This is a genomic window from Clostridioides sp. ES-S-0190-01 (genome assembly GCF_020658275.1).
GTDB lineage: Bacteria > Bacillota > Clostridia > Peptostreptococcales > Peptostreptococcaceae > Clostridioides.
Genome location: NZ_JACVWA010000039.1, coordinates 1 through 20,285, shown reverse-complemented (window position 1 = coordinate 20,285; position 20,285 = coordinate 1). Strand labels below are relative to the sequence as shown.

At 27.5% G+C, this 20,285-nt stretch carries 19 protein-coding genes and 1 other annotated feature; of the genes, 13 read left to right on the top strand and 6 right to left on the bottom strand.

Annotated features, from left to right (window positions below; all coding sequences use genetic code 11):
• Window positions 1-119 precede the first annotated feature (119 nt).
• The 6 genes from dnaG (at window position 120) to IC214_RS13980 (ending at window position 6,387) form a co-directional block, all read left to right on the top strand.
• Window positions 120-1,946: a DNA primase gene (gene dnaG, locus IC214_RS14005; protein ID WP_413926666.1), complete on the top strand. Its 1,827-nt coding sequence runs from the start codon at window positions 120-122 to the stop codon at window positions 1,944-1,946.
• Window positions 1,947-1,963: 17 nt separating this feature from the next.
• The gene (gene rpoD, locus IC214_RS14000; protein WP_227432810.1) at window positions 1,964-3,130 is read left to right on the top strand and encodes an RNA polymerase sigma factor RpoD; all 1,167 of its coding nucleotides are present in this window, start codon (window positions 1,964-1,966) and stop codon (window positions 3,128-3,130) included.
• Window positions 3,131-3,278: 148 nt separating this feature from the next.
• Window positions 3,279-3,968, top strand: a complete 690-nt coding sequence (locus tag IC214_RS13995; protein WP_227866752.1) for a class I SAM-dependent methyltransferase — start codon at window positions 3,279-3,281, stop codon at window positions 3,966-3,968.
• 13 nt (window positions 3,969-3,981) lie between these two features.
• Window positions 3,982-5,079, top strand: a complete 1,098-nt coding sequence (locus IC214_RS13990; RefSeq protein ID WP_227831164.1) for a Nif3-like dinuclear metal center hexameric protein — start codon at window positions 3,982-3,984, stop codon at window positions 5,077-5,079.
• Between the two features lie 62 nt (window positions 5,080-5,141).
• The gene (locus tag IC214_RS13985; RefSeq protein ID WP_227432814.1) at window positions 5,142-5,723 is read left to right on the top strand and encodes a flavodoxin family protein; all 582 of its coding nucleotides are present in this window, start codon (window positions 5,142-5,144) and stop codon (window positions 5,721-5,723) included.
• A gap of 142 nt (window positions 5,724-5,865) precedes the next feature.
• Window positions 5,866-6,387, top strand: a complete 522-nt coding sequence (locus tag IC214_RS13980) for a GNAT family N-acetyltransferase (protein ID WP_227432815.1) — start codon at window positions 5,866-5,868, stop codon at window positions 6,385-6,387.
• Window positions 6,388-6,729: 342 nt separating this feature from the next.
• Here the strand turns inward: IC214_RS13980 and IC214_RS13975 are convergent, their stop codons facing one another.
• The 3 genes from IC214_RS13975 to IC214_RS13965 form a co-directional block, all read right to left on the bottom strand.
• Window positions 6,730-7,332 (bottom strand): TetR/AcrR family transcriptional regulator, encoded by a 603-nt coding sequence (locus tag IC214_RS13975; protein ID WP_227866751.1) that lies wholly within the window; start codon window positions 7,330-7,332, stop codon window positions 6,730-6,732.
• Window positions 7,333-7,576: 244 nt separating this feature from the next.
• Window positions 7,577-8,296 carry a hypothetical protein gene (locus IC214_RS13970; RefSeq protein ID WP_227432818.1) on the bottom strand — a complete coding sequence of 240 codons (720 nt, stop codon included), beginning with the start codon at window positions 8,294-8,296 and terminating at the stop codon, window positions 7,577-7,579.
• Between the two features lie 298 nt (window positions 8,297-8,594).
• Window positions 8,595-9,062 carry a pyridoxamine 5'-phosphate oxidase family protein gene (locus IC214_RS13965; protein ID WP_227482310.1) on the bottom strand — a complete coding sequence of 156 codons (468 nt, stop codon included), beginning with the start codon at window positions 9,060-9,062 and terminating at the stop codon, window positions 8,595-8,597.
• Window positions 9,063-9,208: 146 nt separating this feature from the next.
• Window positions 9,209-9,475, top strand: a binding site (T-box leader).
• A 170-nt stretch (window positions 9,476-9,645) separates the two neighbouring features.
• Here IC214_RS13965 and IC214_RS13960 point away from each other — a divergent pair.
• The gene (locus IC214_RS13960; RefSeq protein WP_227866750.1) at window positions 9,646-10,197 is read left to right on the top strand and encodes a tryptophan transporter; all 552 of its coding nucleotides are present in this window, start codon (window positions 9,646-9,648) and stop codon (window positions 10,195-10,197) included.
• A 118-nt stretch (window positions 10,198-10,315) separates the two neighbouring features.
• Here the strand turns inward: IC214_RS13960 and IC214_RS13955 are convergent, their stop codons facing one another.
• The 3 genes from IC214_RS13955 to IC214_RS13945 all read right to left on the bottom strand — a co-directional run bounded on the left by IC214_RS13955 (window position 10,316) and on the right by IC214_RS13945 (window position 12,390).
• Window positions 10,316-10,792, bottom strand: coding sequence for an HD domain-containing protein (locus IC214_RS13955; RefSeq protein ID WP_227432822.1), 477 nt, complete (start codon window positions 10,790-10,792; stop codon window positions 10,316-10,318).
• A 118-nt stretch (window positions 10,793-10,910) separates the two neighbouring features.
• On the bottom strand, window positions 10,911-12,008 hold the full coding sequence (locus IC214_RS13950; protein WP_227482312.1) for a DUF5808 domain-containing protein: 1,098 nt from the start codon (window positions 12,006-12,008) through the stop codon (window positions 10,911-10,913).
• A complete protein-coding gene (locus IC214_RS13945) occupies window positions 12,001-12,390 on the bottom strand; it encodes a GntR family transcriptional regulator (protein WP_227432825.1) in 390 nt (129 codons plus the stop codon). The genes IC214_RS13950 and IC214_RS13945 overlap by 8 nt, the downstream gene beginning before the upstream one ends.
• A gap of 206 nt (window positions 12,391-12,596) precedes the next feature.
• On the opposite strand from IC214_RS13945, the gene IC214_RS13940 reads away from it, so the two are divergent.
• From IC214_RS13940 to IC214_RS13915, 6 genes are all read left to right on the top strand, one after another.
• Window positions 12,597-13,052 carry a hypothetical protein gene (locus IC214_RS13940; protein WP_227432827.1) on the top strand — a complete coding sequence of 152 codons (456 nt, stop codon included), beginning with the start codon at window positions 12,597-12,599 and terminating at the stop codon, window positions 13,050-13,052.
• Window positions 13,053-13,320: 268 nt separating this feature from the next.
• Window positions 13,321-14,025 (top strand): response regulator transcription factor, encoded by a 705-nt coding sequence (locus IC214_RS13935; RefSeq protein ID WP_227432828.1) that lies wholly within the window; start codon window positions 13,321-13,323, stop codon window positions 14,023-14,025.
• A complete protein-coding gene (locus IC214_RS13930; protein WP_227432829.1) occupies window positions 14,012-15,262 on the top strand; it encodes a sensor histidine kinase in 1,251 nt (416 codons plus the stop codon). Before IC214_RS13935 ends, IC214_RS13930 begins: the two co-directional genes overlap by 14 nt.
• Window positions 15,263-15,341: 79 nt before the next feature.
• Entirely contained in the window at window positions 15,342-16,019 is a 678-nt protein-coding gene (locus tag IC214_RS13925; RefSeq protein WP_227432830.1) for an ABC transporter ATP-binding protein, read from the top strand.
• Window positions 16,020-18,584 (top strand): ABC transporter permease, encoded by a 2,565-nt coding sequence (locus IC214_RS13920; protein ID WP_227432832.1) that lies wholly within the window; start codon window positions 16,020-16,022, stop codon window positions 18,582-18,584.
• A gap of 224 nt (window positions 18,585-18,808) precedes the next feature.
• A complete protein-coding gene (locus tag IC214_RS13915) occupies window positions 18,809-20,083 on the top strand; it encodes a 4Fe-4S dicluster-binding protein (protein ID WP_227482316.1) in 1,275 nt (424 codons plus the stop codon).
• Window positions 20,084-20,285: the final 202 nt, after the last annotated feature.

The following is a 20,285-nucleotide window of genomic DNA, read 5'->3' as shown; positions in this document are numbered from 1 at the left end:
ATTGATGTAATTAACATAAAAAATAAAAATTTTTTGATTAATAAGAAGGATATCAATAAAAAAAGTCGAATTCTGTATATTGAGTGATTGACAAATTTAGAATATAGTGTAGAATAGAAATGTTAACACAAAAAATTACACCAGAAGGTGATAATATGAATGATATAAAAGACGTTATCGAAGAAATAAAAGCTAGATGTGATATAGCAAGTATAATATCTGAATATATGAATATAAAACAATCTGGAGCTAATTATAAAGGATTATGTCCATTTCATGGAGAAAAAACTCCATCTTTTTATATAAATACATCAAAACAAATTTATAAGTGTTTTGGCTGTGGTGAAGGTGGAGATGTGATAAATTTTGTCATGAAAATGGAAAATTTAGATTTTATGGATGCTGTAAAAATTTTAGCAAATAAATGTGGTATAGAAATTAATACCAACATGAATGAAGAAACTAGAATGAAAATAGAGAAATCTAAAAAGTTTCAAGATATTCATACAGAAGCTGCTAGATTTTATCTTTCAAACTTATTGGGAAGTAAAAATCTTGGGTATGAATATTTAAGGATTAGAGGATTAGATGATAAAATAATTAAAAAATTTGGTCTAGGATTTTCTTTGGATTCATGGAATTCTCTTATGAATGCTCTTATTAATAAAGGGTATACAAAACAAGATTTATTGGAGTGCGGTCTAATTGCAAGAAATAGAGATGGAACTAATTGCTATGATAAATTTAGAAATAGAGTTATGTTTCCTATATTTGATTATAGAGGAAATATAATTGGATTTGGAGGAAGAGTACTAGATGATTCTTTACCAAAATACTTAAATTCTCCAGACACATTAATTTTTAATAAAAAACAAAACTTATATGGACTAAATTTTGCTAGAAAAAATTTAGATAATAAAACTATAGTCTTAGTTGAAGGATATATGGATTTAATTTCACTTTATCAGTATGGTATAAGAAATGTAGTAGCAACCCTTGGAACAGCCTTGACTGAACAACAAGGTATTTTAATAAAAAGATATGCGGATACTGCTATTATATCTTATGACTCTGATGAAGCTGGAATAAAAGCGACTTTAAGAGCTATAGATATACTTATTAAATTAGGTATTACTGTAAAAGTTTTGGATTTGAAAGACTCTAAAGACCCAGATGAATTTGTAAGAAAGTACGGACTTAGTGATTATAAAAAGGCAATGGATGTTTCTACTCACTACATAAAATATAAAATAGATCATCTTAAAAAAGAATTCAATATTCAAAAAGATGAAGAACGAGTGAAGTTTGCAAAAGAAGCTTCTAAGATTATAAAACAATTGACAAGTCCTGTAGAAATTGATTTTTATACAAAATATTTAAGTAATCAAATAGATATTAATGTCGAGTCTATAAAAAGGGAAGTGTATGGTAAAAACTACAATAAGCCATATAATAATAAAAACCAGAAAAAGATAGAAGAAAAAGTAATTGAAAAAGTCGAAGTTAGACAAGATGGAAAACAATTAGTTGAAGAAACTCTAATAAAAATAATGTTAGAAGACAAAAAAATTAGAGAAATAGCTCTACTTAAAGTAGAAGAAAGTGATTTTTTATTGAATGAAAGTAAAGAAATTTTAAATTACATGATTAAAAATCAAGAATTGGACAAAATAACTATTGACAAATTGAAAAGTTTAAACATATCCGAAGAATACTTAAAAGAATTAAATTCAATTTCTTTGAATAGTATAAACTTAGAGAACACAAAAGAAATAGAAGGAATAATAACAAATATAAGAAAGAACTCATTAGAAGAACAAATTAATAACTTGTTGAAAGAACAACAGGAATTAGAAAATAATAATGATATGAAAGAGGTAGATGGTAAAGTTATGGAAATTGCTTTAAAAATAGTTGAGATAAATAAAATTTTAAAAAGCTTGTAGAGAAAGGAGGTTTGAGTGTGGAAAATAAGTCGAATAAAAAAGAGTTAAAAAAAGTTACCGCTAAGACACTAATAGAAAAAGGAAAAAAGCAAGGTTCATTGACGCTTGCAGAAATAATGGAAGCTTTTTCTGAAACTGAACTTGATAAGGATCAGGTAGAAAATCTTTATGAAACTTTAGGTAATTTGGGAATAGAAATAACAGAAACAAAGAACTATAAAGCTGATATAGACTTTTCGGCTACTGATGACGATTTAAATATGAGCCACATAGATGAAGATGCAGAAGTAATTTCACATGAGGACTCTTCTGCAATAGAAATAGAAACTGTGGATTTATCTTTACCAAAAGGGATAAGTATAGACGACCCTGTTAGAATGTACTTAAAAGAAATAGGAAAAATTCCTCTACTTAAGCCACATGAAGAGGTAGAATTTGCTAGAAGAATGCATGAAGGTGATGAGATAGCAAAGCAAAGATTAGTTGAAGCGAACTTAAGACTAGTTGTAAGTATAGCAAAAAGATATGTAGGTAGAGGTATGCTTTTCTTAGACTTAATACAAGAAGGAAATTTAGGTCTTATAAAAGCTGTTGAAAAATTTGACTATACAAAGGGCTATAAGTTTAGTACTTATGCAACATGGTGGATAAGACAAGCTATAACACGTGCTATAGCAGACCAAGCGAGAACTATAAGAATACCAGTGCATATGGTAGAGACTATAAATAAATTAATAAGAGTATCAAGACAACTACTTCAAGAACTTGGAAGAGACCCAAAACCAGAAGAAATTGCAAAAGAAATGGAAATGACAGAAGATAAAGTAAGAGAGATAATGAAAATAGCTCAAGACCCAGTGTCTTTAGAAACTCCAATAGGCGAAGAAGAGGACAGTCATTTAGGAGATTTTATTCCAGATGATGATGCACCAGCTCCAGCTGAGGCAGCAGCATATTCTTTACTTAAAGAACAAATAGAAGATGTACTTGGCTCATTAAATGATAGAGAGCAAAAAGTATTAAAGCTTAGATTTGGTCTTGAGGATGGAAGAGCTAGAACTCTTGAAGAAGTTGGAAAAGAGTTTGATGTAACTAGAGAAAGAATAAGACAAATAGAAGCAAAAGCACTAAGAAAATTAAGACATCCAAGTAGATCAAAAAAACTTAGAGATTATTTAGATTAAAAAGATACATCATTAATGTTTTTGCAATAAAGGCCATGGGATAAGTGATATCTCATGGCTATTTTGTGGTAGAGATTTTATATTATTTTTTATCTTGGTTTTAGTTTAAAATCAAGAACAAATAAAAAGATTGAAAGGAGATATATCTTTGAAACTAACAGATAGATTATTAAAAATAGCATCATTGGTGTCAGATGGTAAAAAGATAGCTGATATAGGAACGGACCATGGATACATACCAGTTTATTTGCTAAAGGAGGAAAGAATTCCATTTGCAGTGTTGGCAGATGTTAATAAAGGACCTCTTGACAATGCACGAAAAGAGGTCATACAGAACAATCTTTTAGAGAAAGTCGATTTACGATTGGGTTCTGGTATAGAGGTACTAGAAATAGGTGAAGTTGAAGAAGTAATAATTGCTGGTATGGGAGGTATATTGATAAGTGAGCTTCTAGAAGCTAAAAAAGAAGTAGCACATAGTATAGAAAAATTGATATTACAGCCTATGCAGGCACAAGAAGAGCTTAGACGCTATCTTCTGAATAATGGATATGAAATTTTAACAGAGGCTTTAGTGAGAGAAGATTTTAGGATATATGAAATAATAGTTGCCAAATATACAGGTAAAAATACTATAATAGAAGATGAGATACAGTTTGAAGTTGGAATAAAACTTTTAGAAAATAAAGATTCTCTTTTTTATGACTTTGTAGAAAAAAAAATAAAAACATATAGTGCTATAGTTAATCAACTAGAAGGTAAACATGGAGAAGAAATAGATAGGAAGAGAGAAGAAAGTAAAATAGCAATAAGAAAACTTGAAAATTTAATAAAATAAATAGGAGGTAAATATGTTACTGAAGAGTCTTACTAGAAAAATTGAAAAAAAGTATCCTCTAAGCTTAGCTGAAGATTGGGATAATGTAGGTCTTATAGTTGGAGATTTTGATATGGATGTAAAGAAGATTCTGGTATCCTTAGAAGCCAATGAAAATGTAATCAATGAAGCTATATCTCAAAATGTTGATTTAATTGTTACACATCATCCTTTTATATTTGGAAAAATTAATAAGATTAATAGCGCGGACTTAAAAGGTAGACTTATACAAAAACTCATTAAAAATGATATAGCCCTTTATTCTATGCATACCAATTTTGACATAGCATTTGATGGTCTAAATGATTATTTCATGGAAATTATGGAATTTAATAACTCAAAAGTTTTAGATGTCACTGAAAATGAGACTTTATACAAACTTGCAGTATATGTTCCATGTAATTATTCAGAAGTGTTGAGAAAGGCACTAAGTAATTCAGGAGCAGGCCATATAGGAAATTATAGTAACTGTACATTTTCGATAGAAGGAGAAGGTCAATTTAAGCCATTAGAAGGCTCAAATCCGTTTCTTGGAAGTATAAATGATATAGAAAGTGTAAATGAGGTTAAAATTGAAACTGTAGTACCACAGAAGCGTTTAGGTGGAGTGATAAGTTCTATGATAGATGCACATCCTTATGAAGAAGTTGCTTATGATTTGTACAAGCTAGAAAACAAAGGAAAAACATTTGGATTAGGTAGAATAAGTAAACTTGATGAAAGTACAACATTAGAAAATCTTTCTAATAAAATAAAAGAAAAATTAAATATGAAGCATATAAGGGTAGTTGGAAGTCTTAATACCGAGATAACAAAAATTGCTGTTGTAACAGGAGCTGGTTCTGAGTTTGTGAAAAAGGCTAAGAGACAAGGCGCAGATGTTCTAATAACTGGTGATGTAAAATATCATGAGGCACAAGATGCACTTGATATGGGAATATGTATAGTAGATTGTGGACATTTTGATACAGAAGATATATTTAAACATGTTATGAAGAGATTTTTGGATGAATTTGAAGAGATTGAAACAATAAAAAGTAATGTATATTTAAATCCATTTAGTATCATTTAATGGTACTTGATAATAAAAGCACTATATAAAAAATAAATTTGATTTTGATTAGGGGGATAAAAATGAAAGTAGCAGTGATTTTTCATAGCGTTTGTGGAAGTACATATTTATTAGCAAGGGAGTATAAAAAGGTACTTGAAGAAATGAATATAGAGGTAGATATATTTAAAGTAAGTGATGAGGTTGCAAAAACACTTCCTCAGTACTATTTGATAAATTCAAAGGAACATAAAGATGAATTTGAAAGTATAAATGTAATTAAATCTGGAAAAGAATTACTAGATTATGATGCAATATTTATGGGTTCACCAACATATTATGGAAATGTATCTGGTCAAATGAAGATGTTTATGGACAGTTTTTCTGATGTATGGGTAGGAGCACCTTTAAGTGGAAAAATATTTGGTTGTTTTGCTACTGCAGGTTCACAACATGGAGGAGGAGAACTAGCTTTACAATCAATGAATATATTTGCTCAACATATGGGGATGACGCTTTTATCAGTTCCATGTACAGTAAGAGGAGGCCATCCAGCATATGGAATACTTCATATAGCAGGAGATAACTCTGATATAAGACCAAGTGATGATGTTAAGTTTGGTATAAGAGATTATCTAAACAGTCTTAGTATATATAAAAAATAGATATATTTTCAGCAATGGTTTAACCTTACAATTCATTTTATACTTGGACAGATATTATAATCTAAATAAGAGCTAATTAGAGTTTCATTAGACTAAAAAGATGTGGTGCGAAGGTTGTTTTATATAATAGGAGGATAGCAAAATGCGCTTTGAGAGGCTAAGAACATATGAAGATAAATTGTATTTAGAGGCAATAAAGTTATACAATGTAAGTTTTCCTTTTCATGAACAGAGAAACCCATCTTTACAAGCAGAAATTATGGGTCATGAAGAATATCAATTTAACTTAATTTATGATGAAAACGACATGGTTGGTATCATTTTATGCTGGGAAACAGAGAATTTTATTTACGTGGAACATTTCTGTATCAATCCTGAAATGCGCAATAAAAAGTATGGAAAAAGAGCTTTGGAGCTGTTAAACCAGCGAGGCAAAACTGTTATTCTAGAAATCGACCCTCCCATTAATAAAATTTCCATCAAGCGACAAGGTTTTTATGAGAGGGTTGGATATAAGGTAAATGATTTTGAACATATTCACCCACCATACCATGAAGAATGCAATGGACATCAGTTAATTTTGATGTCTTATCCAGAAACATTGACAAAAGTTGAGTATGGTAATTTCAATCAGTATTTAAGAAGAACAGTAATGGGGTTATGATTCAGAGTAGGTATAATTTATATGTGCCTTATTGAGATATTTTACGAAACATCATTTTTGCTGTTTTTAAAAATGGCAAGCATGAAAGAGTGGTATATACCAGCCCATTCTTGCCAATCATATTTTCATGCAAGTCAAGAATAAGGAAAACACCAAAACTCGTATAAACACTACATTTTTATGAGTTGTTGGTGTTTTCTATATTTTTAACTCAGTTTTCTTTGCTTACTCATAATAACGAGTGCCAAATCTTATATCAGTTTTTAATGCCATTTTCTCTCAGATATACTTTTGATGTCATTGTTCAATTTTAATACATAGATGTTCATTGTCGATATTCTCTTATTCTTCAAACAAGCTATATGGAACTTGTAAAGTTCTGCATAGTAAATTTATAATTAAAAGCATCTGTTTTTCTTTGCTTAATTCAGCAAATGATTTATCATGTAATAATCCACTGATACCTTTTAGTACAAATAGCGCAAGCCATTTAGACTCACTTAAGTCTTTTTTATCTGCTAATCTGAGTATTTCAATAATCATTGTCCTAAAACAGGGCAGAATTGCTTCTAAGGTTAAGCTGTGAATAGATGATAAAACTGACCAATGAATAGCTCCATCAGATAATTTCGAAAATTCATCCATTCCGCTGTCATAGCATTCTATAAGTTGTTCCAATCTCATTCGTGGGGAAATCTTATCGGATTTCTGACTCATCAGTTTAGAAGTTCGCTCTCCTTGCATTTTCATGAAGAGTCTTAAGGCTTCATCAAATAATTCTTGTTTGGAAGAAAAGTAATGGTAGAACATTCCAACTTCTCCACCAACCTCATTTAATATCATGCGAATAGAGGTGCTTTCATAACCGTTTTTTAGAAACAACTGTAAAGCGCATTTAAGTATTTCTTCTCTTTTACCACCTTCTAAAATAGGTTTTCGTGCCATTTATTTAATCCTCCCTTAAACAGAATGGTGTTTTGCTTAAAGAATATCACAATGTATAAATAACGTCAATAATAAAAAGAATAATGTTCTTATAATTATTATTTGTGGATGAGTAATATGTTCAATTTTACCTAGTGCTATGATATATGTACTCATATCCAAAAGGAAAAATAAACAATAAAATATAAATATGAATACAGAAAGTCAAAGAAAAAGAAGGCTAAAGCCTTCAATTTTTTATGTTTTAATCTCTAAAATCAACATTAGTAAATCCTGTTAGCGAAATGTCAATTTGATTTTTTCTCGTACCATTCTTATATTCAAATCCTTTATTCATCTTAGTAAAATAGTCTGGATAATTAATTAGACCATATTTAAGAAATTCTTTATCTGTTGCGGATAGAGAAATAGTGCTATTTTTGTATTGATTTTTTGAAGTAAATTCTATACTTGAATCTTTTGAAGTAACATTTATTGCATCAATACAATTTTCGGGTAAATCATAACTAAAGCTACCATCAAGCACATTTACATCCATATTGCATTTTATATTTGGAATATGGAGTTGAACATAGCTAGAATTGCCCATTTTAGCTGTTTTTCCTGATATAGATACAACCCATTTTCCGTTTTGTTCTATCATTTTAATATTGTAGTATTGGTTGTTGTAATTTGCTATTATTTTGTTGGATGAGGTTGGTAGTATTTCTACTCCTCCATTGCAGATGTCTAAAGAAACATTAAGGTTTTGTGCATTGTGAGGTAAGCTATCACTGCTTTTTTGTGAGTCTGCACCTACCTTGGAATTAGCAGAGGTATTGAAATTTCCTCTATTGCTGATATCACTATCACCATGTACTTGTGATGATGTATGGATTTCTAGAGCTGTTGCTCCTGTTGATAATATAGTTATTATTAAAAATGTAATGAGGAGTAAAAACTTTGGTTTTTTCTTGAATTTCATAATTATTTTCAACCTCTCTTTCAATAATTACTTACTTTTTTTGATAGTTTTAATGGCAAAAAAATTCTGTAATTTATGTTGATATTTGACATATATGACTGTATTATTTTCAAGTTTTTATATGGGTATGGAAAAATTTATGTCAGCTTGGATACAAGTAACTTTGTGTTGTATCTACATAGGTATTGAGGAAGTTTCTTAAAGTGTTTTGAGCATTTTCAATTAATAAAAATAATGATAAATAAATATATTTAAAGTGACCATACATATAGCCACTTTATTATATCGTATTAGATTATTATAAACGAGAAGCTTTACCAGAAATATGGTCTATTTCTATTTTAACTACAGTTGTCAAATTTATATCTTTTTCTATGTACTTCATACCTTCTTCAATAAAGCCCTTAGAATATTTTTTTATTATTTCTACAAGAGCATTTTTCTTTTCCTCATTGTCTACTGTTGAAGCTTTTCCAAATACTACAGCGCTGGCATATGTAGTACTAAATTTATCTGGAAGAACACTTTCATTAGCTACTACTAAGAAAGAAACCTTGTTATTTGCTGAGATATTATCTAATTTATGTCCACTTCTTGCACAATGAAAATATACAGAATCATTAAAGTATACATAATTTACAGCAACTCCATAAGGATAGCCATTTTCACTTATAGTAGAAAAAGTACCAAATTCACCATTTTTTAATACTTCTATAGTATCTTCTTTTGTCATTTCTCTCTTTTTTAATCTCATTTCTCTAAACATAATATCATCCTTCCTAATTCAATATTTAAATAAAAGTTTAAAGCATTTATAAAAATTATTCTACACTTTTTGTAAATTTTAAATAAAATAAAAAATACAGTTGACAATTATAAAAATTTAGAATATTATAATAGCAACAGCAAATTAAAAATCCTATGACAAGGAAGAGTAATTATGTTTAGCTTCAACATAGAGAGCTGAGGATGGTGGAATCTTAGCAAGAAGGAATATAGTGAATGGACCTTAGAGGAATAAATTGAAATCATATTTTTATGAGAGTAGACTTTATCGTCAGTCGCACGTTACAGCGAATAGGGTATGTAAGTACTTGATAATGAGATATATAAGAATTAAGTTTTAAGCTTATTTTTTATATAATTTAGGTGGCAACGCGGATAATCTCCGTCCTATTGATTTAGGACGGAGTTTTTTATTTTGCAAAAACTATTAATAAAGAAATTATATAATTTAAAATAAAAGGTGGTGAGAGAGATGTTATGAACTTCTAAAGCTAAAGAGAATGATATGGAAAATTGGAACGAAAATGAAATAAATATTAAACAAATTAGGGGGAAATATTACAATGAAAACAAATACAAAAAAAATAACTTTAAATGCAATACTTTTAGCTATGGGATTATTGATACATCAACTTACACCTGCTATAGGACTTCCAATGCAACCAGATATATCACTAGCAATGATGTTTATAATAATGATACTAAATAAGGATGATTATAAGATTTGTTTGGTAGCAGGAATTGTAACAGGAATATTTGCAGCATTAACAACTAAATTCCCAGGTGGTCAGATTCCAAATATACTTGATAAAACTATTACAATAAATATAATGTTCATGATAATGTATATAATTTATAAATTACCATTTATGAAAAAATTGAACAGTAAAAAACAAGATTTAATAGCTGCAACAATAATATTCCCAGTAGGTACAGTTATAAGTGGAACTCTATTTTTACTAGTTGCTCAAGCTATAGTAGGTCTTCCTGGAGGTTCATTCACAGCGTTATTTATGGTAGCAGTGGTACCAGCAATATTGATAAACTTAATAGCTGGTATGTTATTATTTAAAGTAGTAAGTATCTCTATAAGAAGAATAAGTTATCAAGGATAAGATTATATTTTATAAGCATATGACAAAAATAAATAATAAATTAATAAAGAGGTATTAAGTTAAATGTAATCTTAATACCTCTTTTTAAATTAAATTATAACAATATCAAAGACCTATTTTATATGTGGTAAGGAGAGAGTAGTGAGTGTATCCTTAGAGTCTCAACTAGACAACAAAATTTATCTAATAAGCAAACAATTAATGCTTCTTTGTATCTAGGAGGTCTAACAGTAAGTGGCCACATATGTTTTAAAATAATGTCTGTTTCTTTTTCATTTATTTGAAAGAATAAATTTGCGTTTTTTAGTGCTTCTTTAGGATGAGTAAAACCATGTAATCCCTTTCTATCACCTTTATAATGCCAGTCATAAAGAAAAAAATCATGCAGTAGAGCCCCTCTAATAACGCTTTGAATTTCAACATTTAAATGCAATTTTTTACATAATAGATAACTATAATATGCTACTGATAAACTATGTTCAAGACATGAAACATTGCCATGATGAGGAAATGTTCTCATAAGTTGTACTTTTTCAGATGAAAGTATCTCAGAAGCGCAATCATTAAAGTATTTAATTTCAGTTTTTGACAACATTATGCAAATCTCCATTCCTAGTAATATATAAATACTATATTTCAATGATAATATGAAATATTTCTTATCTTACAAAATATAATACCCAATAATACAAGTAAGATACCTTTTATGGTATTTAAAGTAAAAGAGATTTTATAACACTAAAAAGTGAAAAAATTAAAAATATAGCTATAAGAATATATAATATCTTTCCAATCGGATTTCCCAAATTTATAGTCCATCCTATGCCAAATCTTTTATCAACCATAAATGATGGGTCGTTTGGATTATTATATATAATACCTCCTATCCAGTACTTTTCATCATTATCTGGAGTATAAGAAGAATTGGATTTTAAATTTGGAGAATTAATATATGTTACCATTAAATAAATTATAACTAAAAGCATTATTATATTTATAACAGTTAATAAATTTGGATTTGTTTTTAATGATAAAAAAACGATAAAGAATTGTACTATCATCATAATCATCAATATAAAAAACAAATAACCAATTTTATTTAGATATTTAATGTTTTTAGTTTTACTTTCTTCAATTTTATTTGTATCTACTTTAATTCTCGCTTTTATAGCTCCAATAGAAGTTATATATAATAAAATCATTATACAAAACTCAAGACCTATTAATTTAAACACACCAAGATAGGATTTTTTCATAAATCCATCAGGTTTTCCTGTTATAGTAGAGTGCGTAGTAATTAAATCTGGTAATTGATTATAGTTAAGCAATATAAAAATACTTATTCCAAAAGTAAGTAATACTGGTATTAAATACAATATCTTAAATTTTTTTATTATTTTATTTTTTTCATTTATAAAATCCATATCTATTACCAATTTTGAGTCTGCACTTATCTGACTTAATTCAGTGAAAAACTTGGATTTAGTCATTTTAACTTCTTTATGAATATAGATATATAATATACTTTCATATAGTAAAAACCCTATAATACTAATAGAATAAGAAAATTCTATTTTATCAAACATAAAAACTAGAGCTAAAACTAAAATAAAAATCACAATGAATCCTATAGATAAAAGTTTTTTAAATTTTTTATCAAGTATTATAAAATCAGGATAGTTTCTATGTTCTTGGTTTATAGAAACACCATAAATGTGATTTTTGCCAATAAGATGTGGCATAAAATAAAAAGTAGCATACATCAAAATTAAGGTTGAAAATATTGTAAATAAACATTCAATCTTATTCATAGTATTTCACCTCATACTTATCAAATAGATTTTTACTTAACGTCAAGAACTCTTCTTTATTGATACCTGATAAATAAGATTTTGCTACTAAAAGTTCTAAATCAATTCTATTTTTTTGGCGAGTTGAATTTTCTGTTTCCATTGGAAGTTGAGCTACAATTGCACCTTTTCGCCTATCAATATTTAAAAATCCTTCTTCTTTTAGTTCATTATAAGACTTATTTACAGTATGTAGATTTACACCAATATTTTCAGCCATACTTCTTACAGATGGAAGTGATTCATTTATTTTTAATTCTCCTGAAGCTATAGCTTTAGTTATCTCTTCTTTAATTTGTACATAAATAGACTTATCACTATTAAAATCTAAATTTAAAATCATAAAAAACCTCCATAATATCGTTATAAATAAAAATACTTGTTATATATATAGTATAACACAAAAAACATTATCAAGTACAAAATATAAATTTATATTCTACAAGATGATTTATATTATTTGTAAAAATTGTAATTTAAAAATAACATAATTTTTATCAAAATAATACAGATACTATCTATAAATAGAAATCAGAAAGGAGAAAAAATATGTTAACATATTTAATTAAAAGACAAATGAATAAAAAAGATGATGGAATGAGTAAGCCAATGATGTTTGCAGGAGCCGTGATTACAGGAGTGGGTGCATATGCAACTTATAGGATGATAAAAAACATTAAATCTAAATCTCAAATGTCTCAAATGATTGATACAGAGTATTATGGAAATAATCAATACAATGACTATAAATATGATGAGTTTGGTTATGAATGTGATTGTAGTGATAAAAAACAAGATTATGAATATGAAGAATTAAAAAAAAAAGTAAGAGAATTTAATTCAAGAAGAATAAATTGTGAAAATTGTCCACATGTTTCTCAAGAAGAAATGATGCATTATGTAAATAGTGTTAAAAATGATAAAAAAGACATTGATTTACATGAAGATGACAAAAAAAATAATATTTATAAAGAAGAAGAATATAAAAAATATGAGGAAGAATAAAGTAAGCTTTAAATAGTTAAACAGATGAGAATACCAGTTTATATAAAATTAAATATCTAAAATGTGAGTTGTAGCTTAACTTGAGAAAAATCTATACTATTTTCAAAATAGTTAAGTGTCAACTTGCATTTTTATTTTTATGTTTTTTAGTAATTGTTTGTGACTATTTTGTAATTCTAAATATATTTTAGTATCTAAAACAATTGTGTATAATAAAAGTTGTATATGTAAATAGTTTAAAATTAAAATGTTAAGAAGGGAAATAGTTATGTTAAAGTTATTGATAGTTGAGGATGACAGTACTATCTCTTTTGGAATAAAGTATGCATTGGAGCAAGAGGGATTTAGTGTAGATATATCAAAGGATTTATCAAGTGGAAAAGAAATGATATCTTCTAATGAATATAGTATGGTACTACTGGATGTAATGTTACCAGATGGAACAGGATATGAATTTTGTGAGTATGTAAGAAAGTTTTCTCAGATTCCCATAATATTTTTAACTGCTTGTGATGAAGAAGTAAACATTGTACTGGGTCTTGATATAGGTGGAGATGACTATATAACAAAACCTTTTAGAATTAGAGAATTAATATCGAGAATAAAAGCTGTTTTAAGAAGAAAAGGTGACGCTACAGAAGAAAATAAGAAGATATTTAAATATAGAGATTTAAATATATATACATTAGAAGCTAGAGTATATAAAAATGACAAGGAAATATTTCTGACATCTGTTGAATATAAGCTTCTTTTAATTCTTATACAGAATAAAAATACAGTTTTGAGTAGAAGTCAAATACTAGAAAAGCTTTGGGATGTAACTTATGATTTTGTTAGTGATAATACTTTAACTGTTTATATAAAAAGACTTAGAGAAAAAATAGGAGATGACTTATGTAAACCAATTTACATAGAAACTGTAAGAGGACTAGGTTATAAATGGATAGGAAGTGAAAATAATGTTTCTATATAATCCTGAAGTAAAGAACTTTTTTAGTAAATATATTATTTTAATGTTGATGGTAATTCTTATATCAATTGGATTTGGTATAATCAATATAAATACAACTAAAAATACGATTGTAAAAAATAATCAAGCTATAATAGGAACCTTAGTTAACAAGTATCCAAAACTAGAAAGTGATATCGTAGATATAATAACACAAGGAAAGTCCATGCAAAATGTAGAATTTGGTGAGAAAATATTAAGTAAGTATAACTATGACAAAACTATTAGAATAAATTCTGAGCCTCTTACTTCCAAATTACTTTCAAACACTATAAAAATAAATATAATCTTAGTTTGTATAATTTTTATGATGATATTTATGTTGATACTTAAATATTTTAGAACTATATATAATGATTTATCAGATATGACTAAGTATGTTTACTATAGTTCAGAAGGAAAAGAATTTGATATGAAAAATAGAAATCAAGAAGGGCAGATAGGTCTTTTAAAAACAGAGCTATTGAAGATGACAACAATTCTTAATGAAAAAGTTGAACTTTTAAATTCAGAAAAAATATTTTTAAATAATACAATTTCAGATATATCACATCAGTTAAAAACTCCCATGACTTCCTTAATCATACTAAGTGATTTATTATATAATGATGTACCATATGAAGTGAAAATAGATTTTTTAGACAAGATAAAAAATCAACTAAATCGTATGGATTGGTTGATTAAAAGTATGCTTAAATTATCAAAAGTAGAAGCTAAAGTTATAAAGTTTAAGAGAGAAAAAATAAAGTTTAGTGAACTTATACATAGAGCAATCCAACCAATGAAAATACCTATGGAGATTAAAAACCAAAAGTTAAGTATAGAAGGCAATGGTAATGTATCTTATGTTGGTGATATTGATTGGTCAGTTGAGGCTTTAGTAAATATAATAAAAAATTGTATAGAACATACTCCTGAGTTTGGAAATATAAGTATAATTTACAAAGAAAATCCATTATTTTCAGAGTTAATAATAAAAGATGATGGTGAAGGTATAGATAAAAAAGATATACCACATATTTTTAAACGTTTCTATAGAGGGAAAAGTAGTTCAAAAGAGGATAGTGTAGGTATAGGGCTTGCAATGGCAAAATCCATAATAGAAAGCCAAAATGGAGATATTTATGTAAATAGTGAAAAAGGTAAAGGAACTGAATTTCATATAGCATTTCATAAGATATATGATGATAATAGTGACTAATCTGTAATATTTAATTCACTTTATAGTAATAGCTTGAGTCTAATATATGAAGTATAGAATATAAATATTGGAGGTAGTTATGGAAATTTTAAGAGTAGAAAATCTGACTAAAAGTTATGGTAAAAATGAAACAAAAGTCGATGCAATAAAAAATGTAAGCTTGTCTATAGAAAAAGGTGAGTTTATAGCAATAACAGGTCCAAGCGGAAGTGGAAAGAGTACATTATTACATTTATTAGGAGGTGTTGATAGACCTACTAGTGGTAAGGTTTATATAAATGATGTAGATATATATAATCTAAAAACTAAGGATTTGGCAATCTTTAGAAGAAGAAATATAGGTCTTATATATCAATTCTATAATCTGATTCCAGTTTTAAATGTCAAAGAAAATATATTACTTCCAGCAGAGCTTGATAATAGAAAGATTGATAAAGAATACTTGAATGATTTGATGAAAACATTGGGTCTAAGCAACAGAGAAAATCATCTTCCTAATCAATTATCAGGAGGTCAACAACAAAGAACATCTATAGGACGTGCCTTAATTAATAGACCATCTATAGTATTAGCAGATGAACCAACAGGTAATCTAGATAGCAAAAACTCAAAAGAAATACTAGAGTTATTAAAATTATCAGTGAAAAAATATAATCAAACATTAATAATGATAACTCATGACAAAAATATAGCACTTCAGGCGGATAGAATTATAGGCATAGAAGATGGAATTATAAAAAGTGATGAGGTGATATAAATGAATCTATATACATCTCTAACTGTTAGATATTTAAAACAAAATAAAAGACGAACTATTGTAACTATAATTGGAATAATACTTTCCACTGCTCTAATTTGTGGTATAGGTAACATATTTGAAAGTTTTATGGATTATCAAATAAGAGAAACCATAAAAAATGATGGGAGTTTTCATGCTAAATTCTACAATGTAAACAAAAAAAATATAGACTATGCAACAAAATCGGCTGAAATAAAAAGTTATGCACTTACTAATCAACTTGGATACTCTAGAATAGAAGATACTGTAAATGGTATATTAAGCGTTAAGCAATATGATAAAAATGCTATGGAAGGATATAGAGTTTCTATAAAAGAAGGTAGATTTCCAGATAAAGATGGAGAAATTATTTTAAGTGAAAACATAGTTAATCTTATGGAGAAAAAGCTAAAAATAGGAGATAAGATAACCTTAAAAGTAGGTGATATGTTTGATAGTAATAACAAAAAAATTGATGATATGAGTGTATTTCATGAAGGTGATTATATTGCCAATGAAAAAGAAAAGACATTTAAAATTGTAGGTATAATCAAAAGGCCAGGGTTTGAACTCACTGACCAAGTTGCTACTGGTTTAACTTACTTTAATCCTATAGATAATAATAAAGAGACAGTGAATATATCAATAACAGCAAAAAATCCTAAAGATATATATGAAATAACAAGAAAAATAAGTAATAATATATATACAAATAAAGATAAAGCATCAAACTCTGAAATGATAAAATACAATGAACATTTATTGAGATTACAAGGAGCTAGTAAGTATGCAAATATAAATAGTTCTATAAAAGCTATAATTACTATGGTAACTATTTTAGTAATTATATGTACAATTGCTACAGTATATAATTCTTTTAGTATTTCTATAACTGAACGAAAAAAGCAGTTTGGAATATTAAATTCTATAGGAGCTACTACTAATCAAATTAAAAGATTAGTTTTTATTGAAGGTATTATAATTAGCTGTATTGGAATACCAATAGGACTATTGTCTGGAACAGTAGCTATAGATTTAGTATTTAAAGCTATAAATAAATATCTTACAGAATCAGTTGTATCACAGATGGGTTTACAAATAGTATATAATCCATTAATAATAATTATCAGTATAATAATTGTTTTACTTACAATTTTTATATCAATTCTCCTACCTGCAATAACAGCCTCTAATATTTCTCCTCTTAGTGTAATAAGGAGTAGTGGAGATTACAAAGTAGGTAAGGTTAAAAATTCGAAACTTATTAAATTAGTTTTTGGAACAGAAGGTGTACTTGCATATAAAAGTGTAAGAAGAAATAGAAAGAAATTTATTGTGACACTTTTTTCTTTAATAGTAAGTATAGTAATATTTATATCTTTTAGCGGATTTATGGCGAATTTCTTAAAAGGTGAAGAAATCAGAAATTCTCAAAGAAACTACGATTTATATTTAAGTTCAAGACAAATATCTAAGTCTATGGATGATACTATAAATAAACTAAAAAATATATCTGGAATAAAAAACTTTGAAGTAGCTGTAGGAGAGTATATTTCTATAGGAGTAGATAAGGATAAAATAAATAAATCTAAAGAAAATCTAATTAAGGATTATTATCAACAACGTAAGGTTGGAGATAGTTATGTATATGAGTTTAACAACAACGAACTAATTTTTCCTGGAGAAACTGCAATACAAAATAAAACAAAAAACTTAATAAAAGGCTCTTTTGATAAAGAAAGAGCGATTAAAGAAAATGGAGTGATATTTGTTAGAAAAAGTTACTTTGAATCAAAGGGTAAGAAAGGCGTAATAGAGTTAACTAATTACAAAGTTGGAGATACTGTAACTTGTGAATATACTGGCGAAAATGATTCAAAGAAAAAAGTAAACATAAAAATTCTTGGTATAACAGATGAAAAACGTCTAGGAATGGGTTATCAAAATATGGGATTGCAATTTTTAACTTATGATGAGGTTGCTGAAAATATGGATTTAAAGTTAGAGAAAGGTATTGTCTTTATTGACTCAGGGGGAAGTGCTCAGACTAGGAAGAGTATAGAGTCTTTGGCTAAGAAAAATAATGTCAATTTTCATGATGAAAATACAAGTGACAAAAGTGAAAAGCAAAATTTAAAAGCTATTAAAGTTTTTGTATATGGGTTTATAGTAGTGATATCTCTAGTAAGTGTTACAAATATACTAAATACAATAAGTACAAGTATAAATCTAAGAAAAAGAGAACTAGCAATAATACAATCAATAGGTGTTACTCCTGTAGGTTTTAGAAAAATGATATACTTAGAAAGTTTTATCTATGGTATTTTATCTTTATTGTTTGGCGTACCAATTGGTATTGGGTTGATATTAATTATGAATAAATTAGTTTCAGGTGTAATTGAGTTTTCTACAGTTATACCATGGACAGCAATTGGCATATGCATAGTTAGTGTTTTTATAATAACCTTTATAGCAGCATATATACCTATGAATAAATTAAATAAGGAGAATATAATAGATAATATAAGAAAGGAAAGTATATAAAATACTATAAAAATAATTTATAGATATGTAAAATATTATTAAAATCGTTTAATTGGTATAAACTATAATTATGCTGATTAAACGGTTTTTATTTATATAAGAAATCTAATAAATAAATTGCTAGAGGTATTTAATTATTTAGAAAGAATTGGTATTATATAAAGTAGGAGTTTAGATAATAAAGAAAGATATTTGATTATATTGGAAAACAAAAGAAAAAGAAGGTGATTACTATTTCTCATATAACTGCTAAAAACATGTATAAAAGCTTAGAGGAAAGAATAAATAAATTTCCACAGGGTGCTCCACCCTCCGATACATTATATAAAATACTAAATGTACTTTTTACAGAACAAGAGGCAAAATTAGTGGCACAACTTCCAATAAAGCCTTTTAGAGTAAAAACAGCAGCTAAAATTTGGAGTATAAGTGAAAGTGAAGCATATAGGGTGCTAGATAAGCTAGCTAGCAGGGCACTAATACTAGATATAGAAGATAAAAAAGGTAAAAAATATATAATGCCTCCTCCAATGGCTGGTTTTTTTGAGTTTGCCATGATGAGAACAAGACACGATATAGACCAAAAACTTTTATCAGAACTTTACTATCAGTATATGAATGTAGAAGAAGATTTTATTAAAGATTTATTTTATTCAACAGAAACAAAACTTGGAAGAGTTTACGTTCAAGAAGAAGTATTGACTAATGATAATGAAGTAAGTATTTTAGATTATGAAAGAGCTACTCATATAATTGATGAATCGACTCATATAGGTATAAGCATGTGTTATTGTAGACATAGAATGCAACACGTTGGAAAAGCCTGTGATGCTCCTATGGATATATGTATGACATTTGACAATGTAGCTAATTCTTTAATAAACAATAAATTTGCAAGACGTGTAGATAAAGTAGAATGTAAGGAATTACTTCATCAAGCATATGAACATAATTTAGTTCAATGTGGAGAAAATGTTCGAAAAGGAGTTACATTTATATGTAATTGTTGTGGTTGCTGTTGTGAGGCGCTAGTAGCAGCAAAAAGATTTGGAAATCTTCACCCAGTACAAACAACTAGTTTTATACCAAATATAAACCATGAAAGTTGTGTAAAGTGTGGTAAATGTATATCTGCATGTCCAATAGATGCAATAAGTAAAGTAAAAGAAAATGATAAAGAATATATAAAAGTTGATGAGGATAGATGTCTAGGTTGTGGCGTTTGTGTTAGAAATTGTCACAAAAATAGTATTATGCTATTAAAGAGAGATGAAAAAATAATAACTCCTGCAAATTCAGTACATAGAGCAGTTCTCATGGCAATCGAGAAAGGGCAATTACAAAATCTAATTTTTGATAATAATGCCTTAGCTAGTCATAGAGCTATGGGAGCGATACTATCAGCTATATTAAAACTTGAACCAGCTAAAAAAGCTTTGGCTAGTAAGCAGCTAAAGTCAGTATACTTAGATAAATTACTAAGTATGAATGATAAATAAAGATTAATTTTATAATTGTAATAAAAACGGGCTATATTCAAATAAAATTATTTGAATATAGCCCGTTTTAAAATATTAAGCTATTTCTTTAATTTGTTTAAATGAATTTTCATTTCCATTTCCACCAATTTGTGTTACTGATTTAAATCTCATAGTTTTAAATAGTTCTTTTTGACTATAGTCTAGTAAATTTCCTACTAGT

Excerpts from the sequence above, each read along its gene's own strand:
- IC214_RS13955 (WP_227432822.1), bottom strand. The coding sequence starts at position 10,792 with ATGTTGTCAAAAACTGAAATTAAATACTTTAATGATTGCGCTTCTGAG.
- IC214_RS13965 (WP_227482310.1), bottom strand. The coding sequence starts at position 9,062 with ATGTTTAGAGAAATGAGATTAAAAAAGAGAGAAATGACAAAAGAAGAT.
- IC214_RS13975 (WP_227866751.1), bottom strand. The coding sequence starts at position 7,332 with ATGGCACGAAAACCTATTTTAGAAGGTGGTAAAAGAGAAGAAATACTT.
- IC214_RS13940 (WP_227432827.1), top strand. The coding sequence starts at position 12,597 with ATGTTAACATATTTAATTAAAAGACAAATGAATAAAAAAGATGATGGA.
- IC214_RS13925 (WP_227432830.1), top strand. The coding sequence starts at position 15,342 with ATGGAAATTTTAAGAGTAGAAAATCTGACTAAAAGTTATGGTAAAAAT.
- IC214_RS13935 (WP_227432828.1), top strand. The coding sequence starts at position 13,321 with ATGTTAAAGTTATTGATAGTTGAGGATGACAGTACTATCTCTTTTGGA.
- IC214_RS13945 (WP_227432825.1), bottom strand. The coding sequence starts at position 12,390 with ATGATTTTAAATTTAGATTTTAATAGTGATAAGTCTATTTATGTACAA.
- IC214_RS13970 (WP_227432818.1), bottom strand. The coding sequence starts at position 8,296 with ATGAAATTCAAGAAAAAACCAAAGTTTTTACTCCTCATTACATTTTTA.
- IC214_RS13920 (WP_227432832.1), top strand. The coding sequence starts at position 16,020 with ATGAATCTATATACATCTCTAACTGTTAGATATTTAAAACAAAATAAA.
- IC214_RS13950 (WP_227482312.1), bottom strand. The coding sequence starts at position 12,008 with ATGAATAAGATTGAATGTTTATTTACAATATTTTCAACCTTAATTTTG.
- IC214_RS13985 (WP_227432814.1), top strand. The coding sequence starts at position 5,142 with ATGAAAGTAGCAGTGATTTTTCATAGCGTTTGTGGAAGTACATATTTA.
- IC214_RS13960 (WP_227866750.1), top strand. The coding sequence starts at position 9,646 with ATGAAAACAAATACAAAAAAAATAACTTTAAATGCAATACTTTTAGCT.
- IC214_RS13990 (WP_227831164.1), top strand. The coding sequence starts at position 3,982 with ATGTTACTGAAGAGTCTTACTAGAAAAATTGAAAAAAAGTATCCTCTA.
- dnaG (WP_413926666.1), top strand. The coding sequence starts at position 120 with ATGTTAACACAAAAAATTACACCAGAAGGTGATAATATGAATGATATA.
- IC214_RS13930 (WP_227432829.1), top strand. The coding sequence starts at position 14,012 with ATGTTTCTATATAATCCTGAAGTAAAGAACTTTTTTAGTAAATATATT.
- IC214_RS13980 (WP_227432815.1), top strand. The coding sequence starts at position 5,866 with ATGCGCTTTGAGAGGCTAAGAACATATGAAGATAAATTGTATTTAGAG.